This is a genomic window from Streptomyces sp. NPDC088725 (genome assembly GCF_044751305.1).
GTDB lineage: Bacteria > Actinomycetota > Actinomycetes > Streptomycetales > Streptomycetaceae > Streptomyces.
The window spans coordinates 522757-544985 of record NZ_JBIVLO010000002.1; the positions used below are offsets into that span (position 1 = coordinate 522757).

General features: G+C 70.9%; 21 protein-coding genes and 2 pseudogenes. 15 read left to right on the top strand and 8 right to left on the bottom strand.

The features are described from left to right. Positions 1-122: 122 nt before the first annotated feature. Both ACIP6N_RS06190 and ACIP6N_RS06195 read right to left on the bottom strand, forming a co-directional pair. On the bottom strand, positions 123-878 hold the full coding sequence (locus ACIP6N_RS06190; RefSeq protein WP_401813278.1) for a hypothetical protein: 756 nt from the start codon (positions 876-878) through the stop codon (positions 123-125). Further along, complete coding sequence (locus ACIP6N_RS06195; RefSeq protein ID WP_401813279.1) at positions 878-1501, bottom strand: hypothetical protein; 624 nt, start codon at positions 1499-1501, stop codon at positions 878-880. Before ACIP6N_RS06195 ends, ACIP6N_RS06190 begins: the two co-directional genes overlap by 1 nt. A 136-nt stretch (positions 1502-1637) precedes the next feature. On the opposite strand from ACIP6N_RS06195, the gene ACIP6N_RS06200 reads away from it, so the two are divergent. Then, entirely contained in the window at positions 1638-2147 is a 510-nt protein-coding gene (locus tag ACIP6N_RS06200; RefSeq protein WP_401813281.1) for a GNAT family N-acetyltransferase, read from the top strand. A gap of 26 nt (positions 2148-2173) precedes the next feature. On the opposite strand, the gene ACIP6N_RS06205 is transcribed toward ACIP6N_RS06200, so the two are convergent. After that, a complete protein-coding gene (locus ACIP6N_RS06205) occupies positions 2174-4240 on the bottom strand; it encodes an MDR family MFS transporter (RefSeq protein WP_401813283.1) in 2067 nt (688 codons plus the stop codon). A 161-nt stretch (positions 4241-4401) separates the two neighbouring features. On the opposite strand from ACIP6N_RS06205, the gene ACIP6N_RS06210 reads away from it, so the two are divergent. Then, positions 4402-5286: a peptidoglycan-binding protein gene (locus ACIP6N_RS06210; protein WP_401813285.1), complete on the top strand. Its 885-nt coding sequence runs from the start codon at positions 4402-4404 to the stop codon at positions 5284-5286. Between the two features lie 125 nt (positions 5287-5411). Further along, complete coding sequence (locus ACIP6N_RS06215) at positions 5412-6101, top strand: HAD-IA family hydrolase (RefSeq protein WP_401813287.1); 690 nt, start codon at positions 5412-5414, stop codon at positions 6099-6101. Positions 6102-6310: 209 nt separating this feature from the next. On the opposite strand, the pseudogene ACIP6N_RS06220 reads toward ACIP6N_RS06215, so the two are convergent. After that, a pseudogene (locus tag ACIP6N_RS06220) lies at positions 6311-6610 on the bottom strand (helix-turn-helix domain-containing protein); the annotation flags it as partial. Between the two features lie 350 nt (positions 6611-6960). Here ACIP6N_RS06220 and ACIP6N_RS06225 point away from each other — a divergent pair. The 5 genes from ACIP6N_RS06225 to ACIP6N_RS06245 all read left to right on the top strand — a co-directional run bounded on the left by ACIP6N_RS06225 (position 6961) and on the right by ACIP6N_RS06245 (position 13006). Then, on the top strand, positions 6961-7635 hold the full coding sequence (locus ACIP6N_RS06225; protein ID WP_401813289.1) for an HNH endonuclease family protein: 675 nt from the start codon (positions 6961-6963) through the stop codon (positions 7633-7635). Positions 7636-7701: 66 nt separating this feature from the next. Then, entirely contained in the window at positions 7702-9354 is a 1653-nt protein-coding gene (locus ACIP6N_RS06230) for an alkaline phosphatase D family protein (protein WP_401813291.1), read from the top strand. A 118-nt stretch (positions 9355-9472) separates the two neighbouring features. Then, complete coding sequence (locus ACIP6N_RS06235; protein WP_401813516.1) at positions 9473-11557, top strand: FAD/NAD(P)-binding protein; 2085 nt, start codon at positions 9473-9475, stop codon at positions 11555-11557. Between the two features lie 63 nt (positions 11558-11620). Further along, positions 11621-12085, top strand: coding sequence for a DoxX family protein (locus ACIP6N_RS06240; protein WP_401813292.1), 465 nt, complete (start codon positions 11621-11623; stop codon positions 12083-12085). A gap of 258 nt (positions 12086-12343) precedes the next feature. Beyond that, the gene (locus ACIP6N_RS06245; protein ID WP_401813294.1) at positions 12344-13006 is read left to right on the top strand and encodes a DedA family protein; all 663 of its coding nucleotides are present in this window, start codon (positions 12344-12346) and stop codon (positions 13004-13006) included. A 65-nt stretch (positions 13007-13071) separates the two neighbouring features. Here the strand turns inward: ACIP6N_RS06245 and ACIP6N_RS06250 are convergent, their stop codons facing one another. Together ACIP6N_RS06250 and ACIP6N_RS06255 are read right to left on the bottom strand one after the other, a co-directional pair. Beyond that, positions 13072-13299, bottom strand: a complete 228-nt coding sequence (locus ACIP6N_RS06250; protein ID WP_401813295.1) for a DUF2277 domain-containing protein — start codon at positions 13297-13299, stop codon at positions 13072-13074. Between the two features lie 32 nt (positions 13300-13331). Continuing rightward, positions 13332-14429, bottom strand: coding sequence for a LacI family DNA-binding transcriptional regulator (locus ACIP6N_RS06255; RefSeq protein WP_401813297.1), 1098 nt, complete (start codon positions 14427-14429; stop codon positions 13332-13334). 140 nt (positions 14430-14569) lie between these two features. On the opposite strand from ACIP6N_RS06255, the gene ACIP6N_RS06260 reads away from it, so the two are divergent. Genes ACIP6N_RS06260 through ACIP6N_RS06275 form a run of 4 tightly spaced genes read left to right on the top strand, consistent with a single transcriptional unit; the run spans position 14570 to position 20149 of the window. Continuing rightward, entirely contained in the window at positions 14570-15880 is a 1311-nt protein-coding gene (locus ACIP6N_RS06260) for an ABC transporter substrate-binding protein (protein ID WP_401813298.1), read from the top strand. A 14-nt stretch (positions 15881-15894) separates the two neighbouring features. Then, on the top strand, positions 15895-16884 hold the full coding sequence (locus ACIP6N_RS06265; RefSeq protein ID WP_401813299.1) for a carbohydrate ABC transporter permease: 990 nt from the start codon (positions 15895-15897) through the stop codon (positions 16882-16884). Further along, positions 16884-17702 carry a carbohydrate ABC transporter permease gene (locus tag ACIP6N_RS06270; protein WP_401813300.1) on the top strand — a complete coding sequence of 273 codons (819 nt, stop codon included), beginning with the start codon at positions 16884-16886 and terminating at the stop codon, positions 17700-17702. Before ACIP6N_RS06265 ends, ACIP6N_RS06270 begins: the two co-directional genes overlap by 1 nt. A gap of 8 nt (positions 17703-17710) precedes the next feature. Next, positions 17711-20149, top strand: coding sequence for a beta-glucosidase (locus ACIP6N_RS06275; protein WP_401813302.1), 2439 nt, complete (start codon positions 17711-17713; stop codon positions 20147-20149). A 46-nt stretch (positions 20150-20195) separates the two neighbouring features. Here ACIP6N_RS06275 and ACIP6N_RS06280 read toward each other — a convergent pair whose 3' ends face one another. Beyond that, a complete protein-coding gene (locus ACIP6N_RS06280; protein ID WP_401813303.1) occupies positions 20196-20465 on the bottom strand; it encodes a DUF4873 domain-containing protein in 270 nt (89 codons plus the stop codon). 49 nt (positions 20466-20514) lie between these two features. On the opposite strand from ACIP6N_RS06280, the gene ACIP6N_RS06285 reads away from it, so the two are divergent. From ACIP6N_RS06285 to ACIP6N_RS06295, 3 genes are read left to right on the top strand one after another with little or no spacing between them, the layout of a single operon-like run. Further along, positions 20515-21372 (top strand): phosphotransferase family protein, encoded by an 858-nt coding sequence (locus ACIP6N_RS06285; RefSeq protein ID WP_401813304.1) that lies wholly within the window; start codon positions 20515-20517, stop codon positions 21370-21372. 50 nt (positions 21373-21422) lie between these two features. Next, a complete protein-coding gene (locus tag ACIP6N_RS06290) occupies positions 21423-21566 on the top strand; it encodes a hypothetical protein (protein WP_401813305.1) in 144 nt (47 codons plus the stop codon). After that, complete coding sequence (locus ACIP6N_RS06295) at positions 21563-21961, top strand: DUF6221 family protein (protein ID WP_401813307.1); 399 nt, start codon at positions 21563-21565, stop codon at positions 21959-21961. The genes ACIP6N_RS06290 and ACIP6N_RS06295 overlap by 4 nt, the downstream gene beginning before the upstream one ends. On the opposite strand, the pseudogene ACIP6N_RS06300 reads toward ACIP6N_RS06295, so the two are convergent. Continuing rightward, positions 21951-22148 (bottom strand): annotated as a pseudogene (locus ACIP6N_RS06300) (helix-turn-helix domain-containing protein); the annotation flags it as partial. The gene ACIP6N_RS06295 and the pseudogene ACIP6N_RS06300 sit on opposite strands and share 11 nt — an antisense overlap. Positions 22149-22229: the final 81 nt, after the last annotated feature.

A 22229-nucleotide genomic window follows, 5' to 3' on the forward strand; every position in this document is an offset into this window, starting at 1 on the left:
GATCGCGCATCGTCTCGTCAGAGAAACGCAGCCGACAGACGCAGGCGGCGGTCCGTTTCCGGGCCGCCGCCTGCGTGGTCGTCATGGTCCTGCCGGGTCATGGTCTGCCGGGGGAAGTCGGTTCAGACCCGCAGCAGCCGTTCCGTCACCTCGCGGTAGCTCTGGAGCGCCAGCCGCAGGTTCTCCGTGTCCGAAGTGCCTTCCTTCGCACCGGCCTTGTCGCCGGAACCGGTCTTCGCGTTCCCGTCCCAGCTGGCGCGCAGCGAGCGCGGGCGTTCCGCGAGTACGGTGCTGAGTCGCTTGGCGGCTTCCTCGAGCACCCCGGCGGCCTCTTCGACCGAGTGCCGGGGCTCGTCCACGAAGGTGGTCAGCGCCTCCTGGAGCCGGTGGGTCAGCTCGTCGCTCTCGTGCTGCGGGATCAGCCGTCCGGTCTCGGTGCCAACCGCACCCGCGCCCTGGCCGGTTCCCGTCCCCCGAGTCGTCGTGCGAGAGGTCGCCGTGCCGGCCGTCGGCTTACGCGTGGACGTCTTACCCGCGCTCCTGGCGCCGGTCGCCTTCGCGGGTGTCGCGTCCGGGGCGTAGTCGGGCTTGGCGGGCTCGTACGTGTCAGCGGTCCTGTCGGCCGTCCTCTCGGTACCGACCCGTTCCGCGCCGACCCGCTCCGTACCGGCCCGCTCCGGAGCCGCAGTGCCGTCGTCCGCCGAGCCGTCCGCTACCGGCCACTCGGCCCGGTCGGTCCGCCCCGGCCCGTCGTCGTGGTTCGTGACGTCCCGGTACTCGGTGCGGTCGTCGTGCACGGCTCGGTCCGGCCGTACGGCTTCCTCGCCCGCCGGGTCGAATTCCAGGTTCTTCCGCTCACTCTTCTCGTCGTAGGTCATTACGCTCCACTTCCTTTGGGCCGCAGTGAAAAGTTGCTGTTCCGGTCGGCGTCCCGGGTGCGGTGGTGACCGCTCTTCTCCGGGTGGGCGCCGACCAGCCGTTCAAAAAGCTCACGCGCGCCGATCATCGCCTCGCGCAGTTCCTCCGTGCTCGCGTCGCGTCCTTCCGAAGAGGCCGCGTGGTGCACCCTCCGGTAGCCGTCCACCTGATGGGCGTGCTCTACGGAGAGGGCATTGAGCTGGTCGTCGTGGTGTGTGCCACCGGGGTAGCCGCGTTCTTCGGCCACTCGGGCCACCAAGTGGTCCGCCTCCGCCACCGCTTCGTGCGGGGCCTCGACGAAACGCTCCTGGAGTGCGGTCCATTGGGCGAGATACTGGTCGCGCTTCTCGGCCGACAGGTCCTGGAGGTGCAGATCCTCGTGGAGGCGGACCCGCTCGCTCAGCTCCTGTTCGGCTGCCTTGGTGTCGCCGTCGTGACGGGCCACCACACGGTCGTACTCCGGGCCGAACCGGTGCTTCAGTCCGGTGCGCCCGCGGCCTTTGCCGGGGCCCGCGTACTGGACCACACCGGCAATGATCACGAGGACCACGAGCAGACCGATGACGATCAGGACTGTGGACATGTTTGCCTTCCTGTTTTCAGCTCGTCTCGGTTTGTTCTCGTACTTGTCCGCTAGGGGTCGTAGCGGGTCGTTCAGGAATTCGGGTTGCCCGTAATTCCCTGGGCAAACAGACCCGCCTCCCGATAGAAAGACGACCATGAACTGGTACGTGCGCCCCGAGCCGTTCAGCACCCCCGAGGCCACGCGGTTGCGCCGCGCCTACTACGCCGAGGTCGCGAGCCGCTATTGGGGGCGTCCGGCGACCGAGGCGGAGATCGACCGGGGGCTCGCCGACGACCCGCCCGACCGACTCGTCCCGCCCACGGGCGAGTTCGTCGTCGGGCGGCTCGACGGTGAGGCGGCTGCCTGCGGCGGCCTGCGAATGCTCGACGGGGGAACGGCCGGACCCGCGGCCGAGCTGACCCGGGTGTACGTATGCCCCGAGGCACGCGGCAGTGGCGGCGGGGCGGCGCTGACGGCCGCGCTGGAGCGGGCCGCGCGCGGACTCGGGGCTCGCCGGCTCGTCCTGGACACCCGGCTCGATCTGATCGAGGCGCGGGGCCTGTACGTCAAACACGGCTTCGCGGAGATCCCCGCGTACCGTGAGACGGGCCCGTACAGCGAGATCTGGTACGGCAAGCAACTCACGCCCCACGCAGACCGGTAGGGCCCCGCAGGCCCCGAGGTCCTGCGTCAGTACGACTCCGGTGGTGGGGGCGCGTGGTCCCTCGGGGGTTCCGGAGTGTGCGGGCGGTCGCCGTCCGAGCCGCACAGCTCGGCGTTCAACTCCTCGACGAGCCGCACCAGATCGGTCGGCCTGTCCGGGCCCCACCAGTCGCCGAGCAGCTCGGACAGGGAGTCCTCCCGGGCCTGCGCCAGCCCCTCCGCCGTCCGCGCGCCGCGCCCGGTGAGGACGAGCCCGATCCCGTCGCGTACGGCCAGCCCCTCCACCTCCAGCTGCCGGGTGGCGTCGTTGACCACGGTGAGCGGTACGGGCGCGAACTCGGCGAGCGTCGAGGGGTCCACGACGCCGTCGCGTCTGATCCGCAGCAGCAGCCAACTGGACGCGGGGCGCAGGTCGTACCCCGCCTTCGCGGTGATCGTCTCGTAGATCTGGTGGCGGCCCTCCCGCGTGCCGAGGACGGACAGGGCGCGGGTCGTCTCGTCGGCGGAGGAGCGTTCGACGGGGTTGGACGCGAGGGTTTCGCTGACCTCCGGGGCGGTCACCGACGCCCGCAGCTTGTCCTCCTTGAGGAACCACGAGACGACGAACGCGAGCAGCACGACGGGCACGGCGTACAGGAAGACATCGGTGATGGACGTCGCGAACGCGTGCAGCACGCGCGGACGCAGCGGGCCCGGCAGCCGGGCGATGGCCCGCGGATCGGCGGCGAGCCGCCCCGCGTCCGCGTCGGGCGGCAGCCGCTGTCCCGCGAGTGCCGCGTTGAGTTTACTGATGAGCCTGTTGGTGAAGATGGTGCCGAAGATGGCCACACCGAAGGACGCGCCGATGGAGCGGAAGAAGGTCGCACCCGAGGTGGCGACGCCCAGGTCCTGGTAGCCGACGGCGTTCTGCACGACCAGCACGAGCACCTGCATGACGAGGCCGAGCCCGGCGCCGAAGACGAAGAAGTAGAGGCTCATCACCGCTGTACCGGTGAACTCCGTCATCCGGTGGAGCAGGAAGAGCCCGACGGCGGTGATGCCGGTGCCGGCCACCGGGAAGACCTTCCAGCGGCCCGTACGGCTGACGAGCCGGCCGGAGAGTGTGGAGGTGAGCAGCAGACCCGCCACCATGGGCAGCATGTGCACACCGGACAGGGTGGGCGTCACGTGCTGGACGACCTGCAGGAAGGTCGGCAGGTACGTCATCGCGCCGAACATCGCGAAGCCCACGATGAAGCTGATGAGCGCGACCAGTGTGAACGTCCTGACGCGGAAGAGCCGCAGCGGGAGTACGGGCTCGGCCGCGCGCAGCTCCACCCGGACGAACAGGGCGAGCAGGACGACGGCGAGCGCGGCGAGGCCGATGACCTGGGCCGATCCCCACGGCCAGGTCGTACCGCCGAGCGAGGCGACCAGCACCAGGCAGGTCGCGACGGCGGCGATGAGGAAGGTGCCGAGGTAGTCGATGGTGTGTTTCGCCGAGCGCACCGGGATGTGCAGTACGGCGGCGATGACGAGCAGCGCGGCGGCGCCGACGGGCAGGTTGATGTAGAAGACCCAGCGCCAGCTGAGCTGTTCGGTGAAGAATCCGCCGAGCAGGGGTCCGAGGACGCTGGTCGCGCCGAAGACTCCGCCGAACAGGCCCTGGTACTTCCCGCGTTCGCGCGGCGAGACGAGGTCACCGACGATCGCCATCGACAGTACGATCAGCCCGCCGCCGCCCAGTCCCTGGATGGCGCGGAAGCTGATGAGCTGGGGCATGTTCTGCGCGACACCGCACAGCACGGAGCCGATGAGAAAGATGACGATGGCGCTCTGGAAGAGTTTTTTGCGGCCGTACTGGTCACCGAGCTTGCCCCACAGCGGGGTGGCGGCGGTCGACGCGAGCAGATAGGCCGTCACGACCCAGGACAGATGCTCCAGGCCGCCGAGTTCACTGACGATGGTGGGCAGGGCGGTGGAGACGATGGTTTGGTCGAGTGCGGCGAGCAGCATCCCCATCAGCAGCGCGCCGATGGAGATCAGGACGGAGCGCCGGTTCTGGCCCTCGCCTGGCGCCGCGCTCATGGCCGGGGTGCTCACTTCCTGAGCCATCCGCATCTCCTCGGGATCCGCCGGATCTCCATCCTGGTGGTTCTGTCCCGGTATTGCCCGCCGAGCGCCGCCGGAGGGTTCGGGCGGCGGCACACCAGGCGAAGAGTGCCTGCATAATCGCAGGCACTCCTTACCAGCCACCTCGGGAAAGGGACCCATTGGTGACCGGACAGCTCTGTCCCGTATGCGGCACTTCACAGCTCGCGGAGGGCAGACCCGGCTGCGACTGCGGGGAGCGTACGGCTGAGCACGCCGCGCCCCCGGAGGACTTCGAGGGGCCGGGGACACCGCCGTACGCTGCGCCCGCCGATGAGGGCCAGGACCCGGCCGGCTTCGCCGCGTCGGAGCCCCTGCCGCCTCCCTCCGGAGTGACAGCGGCGAGGGGTCCCGGCAGACGGCAGGCGCGGATCTCGGCGCGCGCGCAGGCGCGGGAGCGCCGTAAGCCGCTGCGGAAGGCGGGGGTCGTGGTGGGCGGCGCGGCCGTCTTCGGGGCCTTCCTGGCCGTCGGCGTCAACCTTTCCTGGGACGACGGGAAGGACCGGGCGATGCCTGCCGAGGCGCTGGACGAACCGGACCCGGGGGCGGTGTCGGGCACCTCACCGGAGCCGTCCGCGCCGCCCACGCCGTCCGCGTCGGCCTCCCCCTCCCCGATGAAGGCGTCCACGAGCCCGAGCCCCTCGCCCACGAAGACCCGCGAGGCCGCGCCGCCGGCGCCCGCCACGCGGACGGTGGCCCAGGCGCCCCAAGCACCTCAGGCGCCGTCGGGGTCCTCGCTCGGTCCCGGGGACAGCGGTCCGGCTGTCGTGGCGCTCCAGCAGAAGCTGACGTCGCTGCACCTGTATCAGGGGCCGGTGGACGGTACGTACGACCAGGACGTGGTGAACTCCGTCACCATCTACCAGGCATACCGGCAGGTACAGGGCGATCCCGCGGGGGTCTACGGTCCGAACACGAAGGCCAGTCTGGAGTCGGAACCGGCAGGCCAGGGCCCGCCCGGGTACGGCGGTGGCGACCACGGCGGGCCGCGGCACGGCGGCCGGCACTGACCCGGGGCCGGGTGGTCCGGATTCGCCTCCGGGCCGCCCCGTTTGTACGATGACGAAACAAAGTGGCTCCGTCCGTACTCCCTGACCGGCGGGCGGGGCCGCTTCTTTCTGCCCTGGAGCCCAGCATGACGGCCACACCCGCGCCCAGCACGTCCGCCACCACCCCGACCGTCCTGACCGCACGGGCGCTTCTCCTGGACATGGACGGCACGCTCGTCAATTCCGACGCGGCGGTGGAGCGCGTCTGGAGCCGGTGGGCGACCGAGCACGGCCTGGACCCGGAGGCGGCACTCAAGGTGGTGCACGGCCGGCAGGGGCACGCCACGATGGCGGTCCTTCTCCCGGAACGCCCGATGGAGCAGAACTACGCGGACACCCGCCGACTGCTCGCCGAGGAGACCGCCGACACGGAGGGCGTCGTCCCGGTCGCGGGCGCACCGGCCTTCATGGCGGCGATCGCGGAGCTGCCCCACACTCTGGTCACCTCGGCCGACGCTGCCCTGGCCCACGCCCGCATGACGGCGGCGGACCTCCCGATGCCCGCGACCCGCGTCACGGCCGAAAGCGTCACCGCCAGCAAGCCCCACCCCGAGGGCTTCCTCAAGGGCGCGGCGGCCCTGGGCGTGGACCCGGCGGACTGCGTGGTCCTGGAGGACTCGGAAGCGGGCATCGCCGCGGCGCGCGCGGCGGGCACCCAGGTCCTGGGCGTGGGCCCCCGCGCGACGGCCTTCTCCCCGGACGCCCATGTCACGGACCTCACCCAGCTCCGCGTGACCACGGAGAACGGCGAGATCCACCTCCACGTCCAGCCCTGACCCGCCGGCCGTCCCCGCCCGGCGCGGACGGCAACCGGCCGCACGCCAGAGGCCCGGCCCGCGCGGACGGCAACCGGCCTGCGGACAGGCCGCCGAGGAGCGATCGCCCGACGCCGTCCCGTCAGGCCGCCCGCTGCCGTGCGCCGTGCGCCGTGCGCCGAGAAGACGAACGCTGAAGTGTCGCCGTCCAGGCCGATGGTGAGCGACGCGTCCAGCGCCTTGGCCAGGCGCGTGAGCAGAGCCGGGGCCGGTACGGAATCGCCGCCCTCGATGGTGGAGATCTGCGGTTGCGTCATCACGGCGCGGCGAGCCGGTTCGGCCTGAGACAGCCGGAGTTCGGTGCGCCGGTCATCGACAGCGTGCCCCAGGGCGAACGCGTACCCGGCCTCGGCGCGGGCCGGGTACTCCTCGGCGGGCTCACCCAGGAGCTTCTCGGTCCGGCGGGTCTTCCACTGGGAGCGATCCACGGCCGTCCCTCCTCGTTCCGGCTCGATCGTCCCGAAATCCACCCCGCCCGCGCATCAGAGGATCCGTCCGGCCCGCGCGGACAACGGCCCCTTCTGACGCACAACTCGGCGCCGCGCCCACCGTCACGCCCCCGCGCGCACGCCGCACCGCGCGCCCCCGACCGCGCGGCGGCCGTCGCCCGGGTGGCGGGCCCGCGCCCCGCCGTACCGCGCGCCCCGGCGCGACCTCCTCGGGGAACGCTTCGAATACGCCCTCCCCGCCCCCTTGATGTGACGTGCACATGTCGCCACGCTGTTACCTGGTGCCCACCCCACGGAAACCGGTCACCACCAGGCTTGTTCGCAGGCCGACCAACGCACGGCCAACATCCCCCCACATCAAGGGAGTTCGCATGTCAGGAATCTACGCGCGTCGCACCTTTCCTTCCCCCAGGAAAGCCGCCCGCACCGCGATCGTCACCGCATCGGCCGCACTTCTCTCCCTCTCCGCCCTGGTCGGCGCCCCCGCCGCGCAGGCCGCCCCGCCCACCCCCGTGACCGCCGCCACCGCACGCACCTACCTCGGCGAGCTGACCGAGGCGGCGGAAGGTTCCACCACCGGTTACAGCCGCGACGCGTTCCCGCACTGGATCACCCAGTCCGGCACCTGCGACACGCGCGAGACCGTGCTCAAGCGCGACGGGACCAACGTCGTGACGGACGCCGGCTGCGCGGCCACCAGCGGGACATGGAAGTCCGCGTACGACGACGCCACCTGGACCGCCGCGTCCGACGTGGACATCGACCACGTCGTCCCGCTCGCCGAGGCCTGGCAGTCCGGGGCGAACAACTGGACCACCGCGCAGCGACAGGCCTTCGCGAACGACCTGACGCGCCCGCAGCTCATCGCCGTCACCGACAACGTCAACCAGTCGAAGGGCGACCGTGACCCGGCGGAGTGGATGCCTCCGCTCGCCTCGTACGACTGCATGTATGCCCGGATGTGGGTACACGTGAAGCACTACTACGACCTGACCGTCGACCCGGCGGAGAAGAGCGCCCTCCAGTCCATCCTGAACGGCTGCTGACCTCCGTCATTTCCGTGCCGTACGGTGCGACGGCGACGCCGTACGGCACGACGGAGGAGGGCACACATGACCGGGCTGCGCCTGGGACCACTGCTGCGGTACGTCGACTGGGACGCCGGAGGAACCGCGACCGTCTGGGTCGAGACCGAGCGGCCGTGCACCGCGGAGGTCCGCTGTGAGGACGGTGCGCGCGGCACGTCGCGCACGTTCCAGGTCGCGGGCCACCACTACGCGTTGATCCTGGTGACCGGTCTGACACCGGGCACCTCCACCGCGTACGAGGTACTGCTCGACGACCGGCGCGTCTGGCCGCCCGAGGACTCCCCGTTCCCGCCGAGCACCATCCGTACGCCCGAGGTCCCGGCCACCGCGGTGCGCGTCTCCTTCGGCTCCTGCCGCTGGGCCGCTCCGGGCGGTCACGAACACGACCCGGTGGGACCCGACGCGCTGGACACCCTCGCGACACGCCTCGCCACCGCTCCCGAGGCCGCGCGTCCCGACGTGCTGCTGCTGGTGGGCGACCAGGTGTACGCGGACGAGCCGTCGCAGGAGACGCGCGACTGGCTGGCGGAACGCCGGGACCTGGAACAGCCGCCGGGCGCGGAGGTGGCCGACTACGAGGAGTACACCCACCTCTACGACGAGTCCTGGCGCGACCCCGAGGTGCGCTGGCTGCTCTCCACCGTCCCCAGCTGCATGGTCTTCGACGATCACGACGTGATCGACGACTGGAACACCAGCGGCGCCTGGCTCGCCGAGATGCGCGAGACGCCCTGGTGGCAGGAGCGGCTGCTCAGCGGGCTGATGTCGTACTGGGTCTACCAGCATCTCGGCAATCTCTCCCCGGCCGAGCTGGAGAGCGACAAGCTCTACGCGGCCGTACGCGCGGAGTCCGACGGCACCGCTCAGGTGCGCGCCTTCGCGGCCGAGGCCGACCGCGACGCCACCGCCGTCCGCTGGAGTTACCGGCGCGACTTCGGCCGCACCCGGCTGCTGATGGTCGACTCGCGCGCCGCCCGCGTCCTGGACGAGCAGAACCGCTCGATGCTCGACCCGGACGAGGAGCGGTGGGTGCGCGAACAGGCCCTGGAGCAGCGGGGATCGTACGACCACCTCCTCATCGGTACGTCACTGCCGTGGCTGCTGCCGCCCGCCATCCACGACGTGGAGGGCTGGGCCAGCGCGCTCAGCGGCGGTGAACGCGGCGCGCGCTGGGCGAAGTTCGGCGAGTGGCTGCGCCGGGCCGCCGATCTGGAGCACTGGGCGGCCTTCCCGCACTCCTTCGAGACGATGGCCTCGCTGATCGCCGAGGTGGGTTCCGGGCCCGAGGCCCCCGCGTCGGTGTGCGTGCTGTCGGGTGATGTACACCACGCGTATGTCGCGCAGGCGGCCTGGCCGCACGGCGGTCCCGACGCGCGAGTCGTCCAGCTGACCTGCTCCCCGGTGCACAACTCCGTGCCCGCGTCGATGAAAATCGGCTTCCGGTTCGGCTGGAGCGGTCTGGGACGTGGCATCGGCCGTGCGCTCAAACGGCACGGCCGTACCCCACTGGCGTCCGTCAACTGGCGCAAGACGGGCGGGCCTTGGTTCGGCAATCAGCTGATGACCCTGACACTGCGCGGCCGTCGCGCCGACCTCGCGCTGGAGCAGGCCCAGGACCGGGAGGGAAGCGCGGAACTGGTGACGGTCGATACGAGAACCCTCACGTCAGGGGCATGATCCTGCACCGCGGGCTCCCGCAATCCCCCGAAATCGGCGTCCCGAAACTGGCAGTGATCCTTCCCACATGGGGTGATCCTCCGCCCTAAGGTTCGACTCTCGGTGGAGCAACGGCATGATGAGCGGACCATCCGCTTCCCGCACCCCCCATGCCCCGGGAGTCACCGTTTTGTCCGATGTACGGCAGCACCTGCCCTACTCACTCGCCGTCGTCGGCGCCGGCCCCCGCGGCACCTCGGTCCTCGAAAGACTCTGCGCGTCCGTGACCGAACTGGCCCCGGGCGTGCCCGTGACCGTGCACATGATCGACCCCTCGCCCGCGGGCCCGGGCCGGGTCTGGCGCACCGGCCAGCCCGCCGAGCTGCTGATGAACACGGTGGCCTCACAGGTCACCGTGTTCACCGATGAGAGCGTCGTGTGCGAGGGGCCCATACGCCCGGGGCCGAGTCTGTACGAGTGGGCCGCGGACCGCCCCGGGGAGCGGCTGGGCCCCGACGACTATCCGACGCGGGCCGGCTACGGCCGCTACCTCGAATGGGCCTTCCACAGAGCCGTCCAGGGCGCGCCGGACGGCATGACCGTCCAGGTCCACCGGGCCCGCGCGGTCGCCCTGGACGACGACGCGTCCGGTTCGGACCAGTCGCGCGATGCGTCCGGTTCAGGCCACTCGCGCGATGCGTCCGTTACGTCCCGCCCTACGCAGACGCTGACTCTCGACGACGGAACGTCGATTTCCGGCCTCTCCGCAGTCGTGCTCGCACAGGGGCATTTGCCTGTTGTCTCCGGTCAGGCGCAGTCTGTACTGGCCGCGTACGCGGCCCGGCACGGCCTGCGTTACGTGCCTCCGGCGAATCCGGCGGACGTCGATCTCTCCGCCGTCGCCCCCGGAGAACCGGTTCTGCTGCGCGGGCTCGGGCTCAATTTCTTCGATCACATGGCGCTGCTGACCGCCGGACGCGGCGGCAGATTCGTCCGCGGTGCCGACGGCGCTCTCGTATACCAACCGTCGGGGCGGGAACCGCGGCTGTACGCCGGTTCGCGGCGCGGGGTGCCGTATCAGGCCCGCGGCGACAACGCGAAGGGGCCGTCGGGCCGGCATCTGCCGCTGACACTGACCCCCGACGTGATCGCGGCGTTCCGCAAGCGCGCCGAGCAGGGCGACCCGCCGGACTTCCTCGGGGAGATATGGCCGCTGGTCGCCAAGGAAGTGGAGGCGGTCTACTACGGAGCCGTCCTCGCGCGCCGCGCCGGGCGGCCTCCGGAGGACCCCGGGACCGCGCGGTTCCCGCGAACCCCGGAGAGTGCCCCCGAGCGCTTCCGGGACCGGTTCCTCGCTGCGCCGCACGGCTCCGCAGAGGAGTCCGCCGTCCTGGACGAGGCCGGGTTCGGCCCGGCCGACCGCTGGTCGTGGGACCGGATGTCGCGCCCGTACGGCGGCGAGACGTTCCACGATCCCGCAGGTCACCGCGGATGGCTGCTCGCGCACCTGCGCGAGGACGCGGCCGAGGCCGCGCTCGGAAACGTCGCGGGGCCCGTCAAAGCGGCCCTGGACGTCCTGCGCGATCTCCGCAACGAGCTGCGCCAGATCGTGGACCACGCCGGTCTGGCCGGGGCGTCTCGGCGCGACCATCTCGACCACTGGTACACACCATTGAACGCGTTCCTCTCCATCGGACCGCCGCGCAGCCGCATAGAGGAGATGACGGCGCTGATCGAGGCGGGAGTGCTCGATGTGATCGGCCCGCGTACGGCAATAGTGGCCCAGGACGGTGTGTTCACCGCCGAGTCCGCCGATGTGCCGGGATCCGCCGTCAGCGCCACGACGCTGGTGGAGGCCCGGCTGCCGGAACCCGACCTCAGGCGCACCCGCGACCCTCTGCTCGCACGGCTCCTGAAGAACGGCCAGTGCCGGCCGCACACACTCGGCGGTTACGAAACCGGCGGTCTTGACGTAACACAGCGGCCGTACCGGCTGATCGACCGGCAGGGAGAGGCACACCCGCGGAGGTTCGCGTTCGGCGTGCCCACCGAAGGGGTGCACTGGGTGACCGCGGCCGGGGCGCGGCCCGGCGTCGATTCCGTGATGCTCTCGGACGCCGACGCGGTGGCCCGCGCCGGCCTGCGCGCACTCGCCGCGGACGCGGCGGGCCGCGCGGCTCGAATTGATCCACGACTGAATGTTGAACTTGCAAGCATTGATTAGGCCTGCCTAACGTGGTGGTCGCCTCATCGGTCCAGACCAATGATCGAAGGAGACCAACCCCCCATGCACACAAGGCTCAACAAAGCTCAGCCGTACACACTCGGGCTGTTCCGCATCGTCGTCGGTCTGCTCTTCGCCTGCCACGGAGCAGCGTCGCTCTTCGGCTACTTCGGCATGCACAGCACCCCTGCGGGCACGTGGCCGGGCTGGTACGCCTCCGTCATACAACTCATAGGCGGCGTACTGGTGTTCTTCGGACTCGGTACCCGGACGGCCGCGCTGGTCAGCTCCGGTTCCATGGCGTACGCGTACTTCACCGTCCACCAGCCCAACGGGCTCTTCCCGATCGAGAACGGCGGCGAACCTTCTGTCTTCTTCTGCTGGACGCTGCTCCTGATCGCCTTCACCGGTCCCGGCGCCTTCGCCCTGGACCGGCTGCTCACCTCACGCTCCCGCTCCCGTGACGACGTCGACAACGACGGCGCGGGGCGGCTCGGCCAGGACCGGCACACGGCCGTAGCGGCCTGAACACCCTCCCGACCGGTTCCGTACGACACGGCCGCCCGGACCTCCCGCCGGAGGCCCGGGCTCCGCTGTGCCGGGGCCAGGCCCTGTCCGGTCGCACCGGGCAAGGACCGTCCTGTCGAAGCCCGCGGACCGCCACATCGGCATGGCGCCGCGGTGAAGATGTGGCGTACGCTGTATGGCTGTAGGCCGCTCCTGCCGCTCCCCCCGCGACGCCGCGGCGTCGCCACCCACTGGGCACGGGATCAGGGAGTCGGATTAGTGCTGGAGAGTCTGGGACCGCTCACGGGCAGCCCATGGATATACGCGGTCGTGGTCGTCTCCGTACTCCTCGACGTGTTCCTGCCCGTACTGCCCAGCGGCGTCCTCGTGATCACGGCCGCGACAGCCGCAGCCGCCGGTTCGACCACCGTGGTGGACGCGGCGGAGAAGGTCACGCAGGTGACCCAAGTGCCGCGTGAGGTGCCCTCGTTGCTGTTGGTCATGCTCTGCGCGGCCGGTGCGTCCGTGGCCGGCGACCTCGTGGCCTTCCGGCTGGCCCGGCGCGGCGGCGACCGGCTCGCCCGGCTCATCGCCCGGTCCCGCAAACTGACCACCGCGCAGGCGCGTCTCGGTGAGGCGCTCAGCGCGGGCGGCGGCGCGCTGGTCGTCATCGCGCGCTTCGCCCCGGCGGGCCGCTCCGTGGTGTCCCTGGGCGCGGGCGCCGCACACCGCAAGGTGAAGGAGTTCCTGCCCTGGTCGGCCCTGGCGGGCGTGGCCTGGACCGTCTACAGCGCGGGCCTCGGCTACTTCGGCGGCCAGTGGCTGGGCGCGAGTTGGGTCGGTACGGTCATCTCCGTACTGGCGCTGTTCGGCGCGGGCGCGCTGGCAGCCTTCGTCGTACGCCGGCCGTCGGCGCGGCGCCAACCGCAGCCGGCCGTATAGTCGTTCAGCGTTCCGGCGACTCCCTGATCTCCGGCGCCACGGCGGCTGTTCACACACCCAGGCCGTCACGAGGCACGGGCGGCCGCGCCGCGTACCTCGATCTGCCGGAGCAGCTTCCCGGTGGCCTCCGCGATCTCGTCGACGGCCCGCTCGAACACCTCGCGGTTGTGCGCGGCCGGGGCGCGGAAGCCGGAGACCTTGCGTACGTACTGGAGCGCGGCGGCCCTGATCTCGTCCTCCGTGGCCTCTTCGGGCTGGACGGGCGGGCGGAGGGTCTTGATGTTGCGGCACATGCTTCCAGTGTGCGCCCGCGCGGGCGGTGCGGTCAGGACGCGGGAGCCGCCGTACTGTCCCTGACGACGAGCCGGGTGCCGAACTCGATGCCCGCCCCGTCCGCGCCCTGACCGCCGGGACCACCCGGACCGCCCTGCGCTTCTCCCTGACCGGAGCGGCGCAGCCGCAGCAGCATGCGCGCCGCCTCCTCCGCCATCTGTACGAGCGGCTGGTGGACGGTCGTCAGGGCGGGGCTCGACCACTGGGCGAGCGGGATGTCGTCGTACCCCACGACCGAGAGGTCAGCGGGGACCCGGAGCCCGAGCACCCGGGCCGCTTCGAGGACACCGAGCGACTGGAGGTCGCTGCCCGCGAAGATCGCGGTCGGCCGGTCGGGGCCGCTCAGCAGGTCCATGGCGTGCTGGTGGCCGGACCGTACGTTGAAGTCGCCGAACCGTACGAGCGCCGGGTCCGCCTCCAGACCCGCCATGGCCAGCGCCGAGCGGAAGCCGTCGAGCCGCGCCAGGGAGCAGAGCATGTCCTCGGGTCCCGTGATGACCGCGATCCTGCGGTGGCCGAGTTCGACCAGATGACGGGTGGCGGCAAGCCCGCCCGCCCAGTTGGCGGATCCCACGGACGGTACGTCGGGCGCGGGATCGCCCGCCGGGTCGATGATGACGAACGGGATGGCCCGGGACCACAGCTTCTTCTTCAGCTCGTCCGGGAGCGTGGAGAAGACGAGGACGACACCGAGCGGGCGCCGCCGCAGCACGCCCTCGACCCAGTCGACGCCCGGGGAGTGCCGGGTGCCCGACTCGGTGAGGACCACGCTCAGGCCGGTCTCCTTGGCGACGCTCTGCACCCCCTTGATGAGCTGCATGGACCAGGTGCTGTCCAGCTCGTGGAAGACGATCTCGATGAGCGGTGCTTCCGGCGGGGTGGGCGAGGAGCGGCGGTAGCCGTGCGCGTCGAGCAGTTCCTCGACCTTGACCCGGGTGGGAGCGGAGACATCGGGCCGGCCGTTGAGGACCTTCGAAACTGTCGACAGGGATACGCCGGCCTGCGCGGCCACGTGGGCCAGCGTCACCCTGCCCGCCCCTCGGCCCTCACCGCTGCCTTCGCGACCGCTGCCACTCCTGCCTTCGCCCATGAACCGAAGGATATGCCACCGGCGTTCGTAACGGTTTGATCGCGCGGCGACCGCACTGTTGACCGCCTTCGAGACGAGTCCTACGGTCTGCTCGCAAGAGGCTTTCGGCAATGGTGCCGATACTTTCGAGAGGTCTGGCGATGAAGACACGCGTACGGTTCGCACGGTTCACCCGGGCCGTCGCCGGCGGCACGGCGCTCGTCCTCGGCCTCGGGGCCCTGGCAGCCTGCGGCGGCGGCTCCTCCTCCGGCAGCGCCGACGAGTTCCACGTACTCGTCTACGGCGATGCCGCGAACAAGGTGGAGAAGCAGATCGTCGCGACGTTCAACAAGACCTCGAAGGTCAAGGCCGTCCTGGACACCGTTCCCGGCGCCGACTACCAGCAGAAGCTGCAGACGGTCATCAACACTCCGCAGGCCCCCGACGTCTTCTTCAACTGGGGTGGCGGTTCCATACAGCCGTTCGTCAAGGCGGACCTGCTGTTGCCGCTCGACGATCTGATCAAGAAGGACCCGGGGCTCAAGTCCAACTTCCTGCCGTCCGTCTTCAACACCGCCGTGATCGACGGCAAGGCGTACGGCGTTCCCATGCGCGGCACCCAGCCCGTCCTGCTCTTCAACAACAGCAAGGTGCTCACCGACGCCGGTGTCCAGCCGCCGAAGACGTGGGACGAACTGCTCACGGCGGTGAAGAAGTTGAAGGCCAAGGGCGTCACGCCGATCGCGCTCGGCGGCGGTGACAAATGGCCGACGCAGATGTGGTTCGAATACCTCTACGACCGGGTGGCCGGGCCGGACCTCTTCCAGAAGGCGCTGTCCGGCGACAAGAGCGCCTGGGCGAGCGCCGACAGCAAGAAGGCGCTGTCCATGCTCAAGGAGCTGATCGACGCGGGTGCGTTCGGCAGCAACTACGACTCGGTGAAGTTCACCGACGGCGGCTCCCCGGCGCTGCTGGCCGGCGGTAAGGCCGGCTTCGAGCTGATGGGTTCGTGGGAGTACTCCACGCAGCAGGACGCGAGCCCCGACTTCGCGAAGAACGACCTGGGTTACACCGCGTTCCCCGCCGTCACGGGCGGCAAGGGCGAGGCGGACGACCTCGTCGGCAACACCAACAACTTCTACTCGGTGCGCAAGTCCACGAAGCACGCCGACGACATCGCGAAGTTCCTGAAGCTCATGTACTCCGACGAGTTCGTGAAGGCGCAGCTGGCCCTCGGCAACCTGCCGACCACGACCAACACCGACGCGTTCCTGAACTCCGCCGACAATCCGGAGTACTTGAAGTACCAGTTCGATCTGGTCGACAAGGCCCCCGCGTTCCAGCTGTCGTGGGACCAGGCCTACCCGCCGGCCGACATGGAGCCCATCTACGTGGCGGTCCAGGGCTTCTTCAACGGCCAGTTGGACGCCGACGGCTTCATCAAGGCCATGCAGGCCCTGACCACCGCGTGAGGGTGACGACGTCCATGGCAAGTCACGGAACGGTCCGCCCACGGGCATCCGGGTCCGGCACGTCGGGTGCGTTGGGTGCGTCGGGCACGCCCGGCGCGTCCGGTGCCTCCGGTACGTCCGGCGCCGGGCGCTCCGGGGTGGCCCGCCCCGGTCTGGGGTGGGCCCTGCCCGCCACGCTCTTCTTCGGGCTGTTCGCGATCGTGCCGCTGGTGCTGGTCGCCGTCCTCTCCTTCACCACCTGGAGCGGCCTGGGATCACCGGAGTTCGCCGGGCTCGGCAACTGGACCAAGCTGTTCCACGACCCGGTGATGATCAAGAGTCTCTGGCTGAGTCTGCTGCTCACCGGGCTCGGTGTGGTGGTCCAGACACCGCTGAGCATCCTGCTCGGCGTCTGGGCCGCCGGGCCGCAGCGCAACAGGGCCGTGCTGTCCGCGGTCTTCTTCGTCCCGCTACTGCTGTCGGCGACCGCCGTGTCCGTGCTGTGGCGGGCGCTGCTGGAGCCGAACTTCGGCATTCCCGCGCAGGCGCACTGGCTCTTCGGCGACGGCAATCTGCTCGGTACGCGCAACGGCGCCATCGGTGTGCTCGTCCTCGTCAGCGCCTGGCAGTTCACCCCGCTGCACGCGCTGATCTACCAGGGCGCGACCCGGGCGATCCCGGTGGTCCTCTACCAGGCCGCCGCGATCGACGGCGCCGGGACCGTACGGCAGTTCTTCCACATCACGCTGCCGCAGCTGCGCAATTCGATCATCACGTCGGTGATTCTCATGGTGGTCGGCGGGCTCACCACGTTCGACACCGTCCTGATCCTCACCCAGGGCGGCCCCGGCACCGACACCACCATCACCGCCTTCTACATGTACCAAAAGGCCTTCAAGGGCTTCGACTTCGGCGCGGGCGCGGCCACCGCGCTGCTGCTCATGCTGGTGGCGACGGCGATCTCGCTCGTCGTCGTGCGGGTCTCCGGCTACGACAAGATGGCCGGCACGAAGGAAGGCCTGTGATGAGGCGCACCCCCAACTACCTCGCTGGTTTCGGTGCGTTCCTGTGGCTGTGCCTGGTCGGGCTGCCGATCTACGTGATGCTCGGCGCGACCGTCCAGTCCCGCGCGCAGTACACGGCGGGCGGTCCGCTGTCGTTCCCCGGCGGCTTCAGCCTCTCCAACTACGTGGACGACTTCAGCAACGGGTTCGGCCGCTACTTCCTCAACACCGTGATCGTCACGACAAGTGTGGTGGCGATCGTGCTGGTACTCGTACCGCCGCTGGCCTTCTCGATCGTCCGGGGCCGGGCGCGCTCGACGTCCCGGGTCTTCCGGCTCTTCCTGCTGGGGCTCGCGATCCCCGCCCAGGCGGTGATCGTGCCGATGTTCTACGTCATCAGCAAGGCGGGGCTCTACGACAACCTCATCGGCATCATCCTGCCCACCGCCGCGTTCTGCCTGCCCGTCTGCACGCTCATCCTCACCGGTTCCATGCGGGACATCACCAACGAACTCTTCGAGGCGATGGCCATCGACGGGGCCGACACCCGGCGGGTCTTCCTGCAGTTGGTCGTCCCGCTGTCCAAGAGCGGGCTGTCGACCATCGTGGTCTTCTCCGCCCTCCAGGCGTGGAACGGCTTCCTCTTCCCGCTCGTGCTGACCCAGTCCGAGAACACCAAGGTGCTCACCCTCGGGCTCTACAACTTCCAGACCCAGTACGGGATCAACATCCCCGGGCTGCTGGCCGCCGTGGTCCTGTCCACCGTGCCCGTCCTTCTCGTCTATCTGTTCGCGCGCCGCGCCCTGGTCCAGGGCCTCATGGGCGTCGGAGGAAAGTGAACGACAACATGACCACCGATACCCGCCCCCTCACTCCGGCCTTCACTCCCGAACAGCGCGCGGCGCGCGTGGAAGAACTGATTTCCGCCATGACCCTGGAGGAGAAGGCCGCCCAGCTGTACGGCCTGTGGGCCGGAGCCTCGGCCGACGGAGCCGAAGTCGCCCCGCACCAGCACGACATGGACGCGCCGCCGACGCTCGCGGAGCTTCTTCCGCACGGCCTCGGCCAGTTGACGCGCCCGTTCGGCACCGTGCCGGTCGATCCCGCGCTCGGCGCGCTGTCCCTGATGCGGACGCAGGAGCGGATCGTCGCGGCGAGCCGCTTCGCCATTCCGGCCCTGGCCCACGACGAGTGCCTGGCCGGCTTCGCCGCGTGGGGAGCCACCACGTACCCCGTCCCGCTGTCGTGGGGCGCCTCCTTCGATCCCTCGCTGGTCGGCGAGATGGCTGCGGCGATCGGCCGCGACATGCGGGCGGTCGGGGTCCACCAGGGGCTGGCCCCCGTGCTCGACGTCGTGCGTGACGCCCGCTGGGGCCGGGTCGAGGAGACCATCGGCGAGGACCCGTACCTCGTGGGCACGACCGCGACCGCGTACATCCGGGGCCTGGAGTCCGCCGGGATCGTCGCCACGCTCAAGCACTTCGTCGGGTACTCGGCCTCCCGCGCCGGACGCAACCTCGCGCCGGTCGGCATGGGGACGCGGGAGCGCGCGGACGTGATGCTGCCGCCGTTCGAGATGGCGGTACGGGAGAGCGGCGTACGGTCCGTCATGCACGCCTACACCGACACCGACGGGGTGCCGTGCGCGGCCGACGAGGAGCTGCTGACCGGGCTGCTCCGTGACACCTGGGGCTTCGAAGGCACCGTGGTGGCCGACTACTTCGGCATCGCCTTCCTCAAGACCCTGCATGGCGTGGCGGCCGACTGGGGCGGGGCCGCAGGCGCGGCGCTGAGCGCGGGAGTCGATGTCGAGCTGCCCACCGTGAAGACGTTCGGGGAGCCGCTGCGGGACGCGGTCGCCGCCGGGGAGCTGTCCGAGGACCTGATCGACCGCGCGCTGCGCCGCGTCCTGACGCAGAAGGCGCAACTGGGGCTGCTCGACCCGGACTGGAGCCCCGTACCGCCGGCGCTGGCGGACTTCGCAGGGCCGGATCTCAGCGGCCTTGAGGGCGCGGACGTCCTGGACCGGCTGCGCGGCACGGTCAGCCTGGACTCCTCCGCGCACCGGGACATCGCGCGCCGTCTCGCCGAGCGTTCCGTGATCCTGCTGAGCAACGACGGCAGCCTGCCGCTGGAGCGGCCCGCGAAAATCGCGGTCGTCGGCCCGCAGGCCGAGACGCCGATGGCCGTCCTCGGCTGCTATTCGTTCCCGGTCCACGTCGGCTCCCAGCACCCGGGCACCCCGTACGGCGTGGAACTGCCCACGCTGCGCGAGTCGTTGGTCGCGGAGTTCCCCGACAGCGAGATCGTGCACGTGCCCGGCTCGGACATCGACACCGCCGACACGCGGGGCTTCGCCGCCGCCGTATCGGCGGCCCGCGAGGCCGATGTCGTCATCGTGGCCCTCGGCGACCGGGCGGGTCTCTTCGGACGCGGTACGAGCGGCGAGGGCTGCGATGCGGAGAGCCTTGAACTGCCGGGCGTACAGCAGCAGTTGCTGGAGGCGCTGCTGGACTCCGGCACACCCGTGGTCGTGACGCTGCTGGCCGGCAAGCCGTACGCGCTCGGCAGGGCGGTGGAGGAGGCGGCCGCGATCGTGCAGTCCTTCTTCCCCGGGCAGGAAGGAACGTCGGCGGTCGCGGGCGTACTGAGCGGCCGGATCAACCCGTCGGGCCGGCTTCCGGTGAGCGTCCCGCGGCTGACCGGCGCGCAGCCCTCCACCTATCTGGCGGCCAGGCTGGGCCGGCGCAGCGAGGTCTCCGACATCGACCCGACCCCGGCCTTCGGCTTCGGGCACGGGCTCACGTACACGTCGTTCGACTGGTCGGACCTGGAAACGGACAGTACGCAAGCACCGACCGACGGCGCGGTGGACCTCTCCTTCACCGTCCGCAATACGGGCCCGCGCACGGGCGTCGAGGTCGTACAGCTGTACCTGCACGACCCGGTCGCCTCGGTCGTCCAGCCGGTGCAGCGGCTGATCGGCTACGTACGGGTCCCCCTGGAGGCGGGCGGGCTGGCGAGGGTCGCCGTGACGGTGCCGGCCGACCTCGCCTCCTTCACCGGCCGCGCGGGCCACCGGATCGTCGAACCGGGCGAGCTGGAACTGCGCCTCGCCGCGTCCAGCACCGACATCCGGCTGACGGCGGGCATCACACTGACGGGCCCGGTACGGCAGGTGGACCACACGCGCGAGCTGCACGCGCGCTTCACGGTCGCGGCGGTCGCGACGGTCGCGGCGGTCGCGGCGGTCGCGGCGGTCGGGCGGGAGGAACCGGCGATATAGGGGACGGATCGTCAGAGCGGCGTCCGGACCTCTTGGGCTCGACCTCCTAGAAGGGAATGGCGCCGCTCCCCGAGACACGCAGCCGGCCGCTGCCGATGGTGGTGTGGGTGACCGCGACCGCACCCTCCCTGCCGTCGGGCAGCCGGATCCTCACGTCGTCCTTCTCCATGGCGGCGAAGAAGTCCGCCGTCGTGCCACCGGTCTGCACACTGCCGCCCCACTGCACCGCACCGGCCCTGCTCCCGCTCAATGTCGCTTCGACTTCGATCTCGGAGTCGCCGGCGACCAGCGTCGCGGGGCCCTGGTAGTTACTCATGGCCCCAGTGTGCGCCCCCGGCGGCGCGGCCCCTGCCAGACTGGCGGTCATGACCTCCGTCCAGTGGAGCACCCACACGGTCGAGCTGCGCCGGGCCACGGTGGTCAAACGCTTCCGGCCCGGGAGCGGGGCCGAACACGCGCGTGAATGGCGCGCCCTGACCCTCCTCGCGCGCTACGCCCCGGACCTGGCCCCGGCCCCCCTGCGCTCGGAGCCCGACGCGGCGCGCCCCACCGTGGTGATGTCCCGTCTCCCGGGCACGCCGCTGCGGGGCGCTCCCATGACCGAACGGCAGACCAGAGCCCTGGCAAGGACGGTGACGGCCCTGCACGCGGCGGTCCCGCCGGAGGTCGCGACGACGCTCCCGGTCCGCCATGACCACCAGGCCGGCGTCATCGCCCGGCTCCACGCCTGGCAGGCGCCGTCCGGCATGCCCGGCGTATCCCGCACGGTGGCGGACGCGATGCGCCACGGCCTGACGTGGCTGGCCGGCTCGGGCCTGGAGAACGGCGCCCAGTCCGGTGTCCCTCAGAACATCCCGGTGATCTTCGGCCCGGGCGACGGCAACCTCGCGAACTGCCTGTGGGACGGAACGCGGGTCCGCGTCGTCGACTTCGAGGACTCCGGCCGCAGCGACCGCGCCTTCGAACTCGCGGAGATCACCGAGCACGTATCGAGCTGGCTGGACGGCACGCTGAACGTCCCGCTCTTCCTCAGCCACGTCCCGCTCACCCCGGCGGAAACCACCCGCCTCCTCGACTGCCGCCGCCTCCTCGCGCTCGTATGGCTCTTCCTGCTGGCACGAGACAACCGCGAGCCCCCAAGAAACCCTCCGACCACCCCGGCCCGCCAAGCCGCCCGCCTCCTGCGCCTCCTGGCCCCCGGCACGACACCGGACACCCACTGACCGCGACAGCTGTGCGAGCCAAGATCGCGAACGCGGCGTAGCATCCCGTCGTGGCCACCGAAGACACCGACGATCCCCTTCGCCCGGAGCACGACGTACGGGCGGGGCGCGCCACGGCCACCGGGCAGGACCGCGCGGACGTCGGGATGGAAATCCACCACATCATCCGGCACGACGAAGAGCTGAACACGTGAGTGACAACAGGGACCTCCTCGCGTTCGTGAGCGCACGCCTGGACGAAGAACAGCAGATCGCCGAGCGCGCGGGCGCCGGATCCTGGCGGTGTCCGCCGGACTTACCGGGAGAGGTCCACGAGGCCATCGGCGCAGTCGCGTTCAGCCCGAGGAACCAGGGCTTCGACCACCACATCGCCTACCAGAACCCGGCCCAGACCCTCCGCCGCATCGAGACGGCCAGGATCCTCCTCAGCGAGTACGCGGAAGTCGCCGCCCTGGACACCGACCGCCCCACGCACGACTTCCCGTCAGGCCGCGCCGTCGGCCTCGGCTTCGTCGTACGCCAGATGGCCGCCGAACACGCGGGCCACCCGGGCTTCAAGGCGGCGTGGCTGCCGAGGTTCACGCGGTAGGGGCGCCCCGGGCCCGGCTGGAAAACGACGGCACGGCCTCGGCCCGGCACGCGAGGCACCAGGCCCGTATGCCGGCGTGGGACGGCGGCGTCCGGGCGTTCTCGATGCGGCTGGACTTGGAGTGCGTCCAGCCACACCGAGCGGCCGGCTCAGAGCCGGTGATGCCGGCGCCTGCCCGGAGTTCACGAAGACACTGAGCGGCGCTCTCGCGAGCGGCCCGGGCCGACGAGGACGGTGATCCGGAACGTGACGCCCGTCGTCCGCCCGG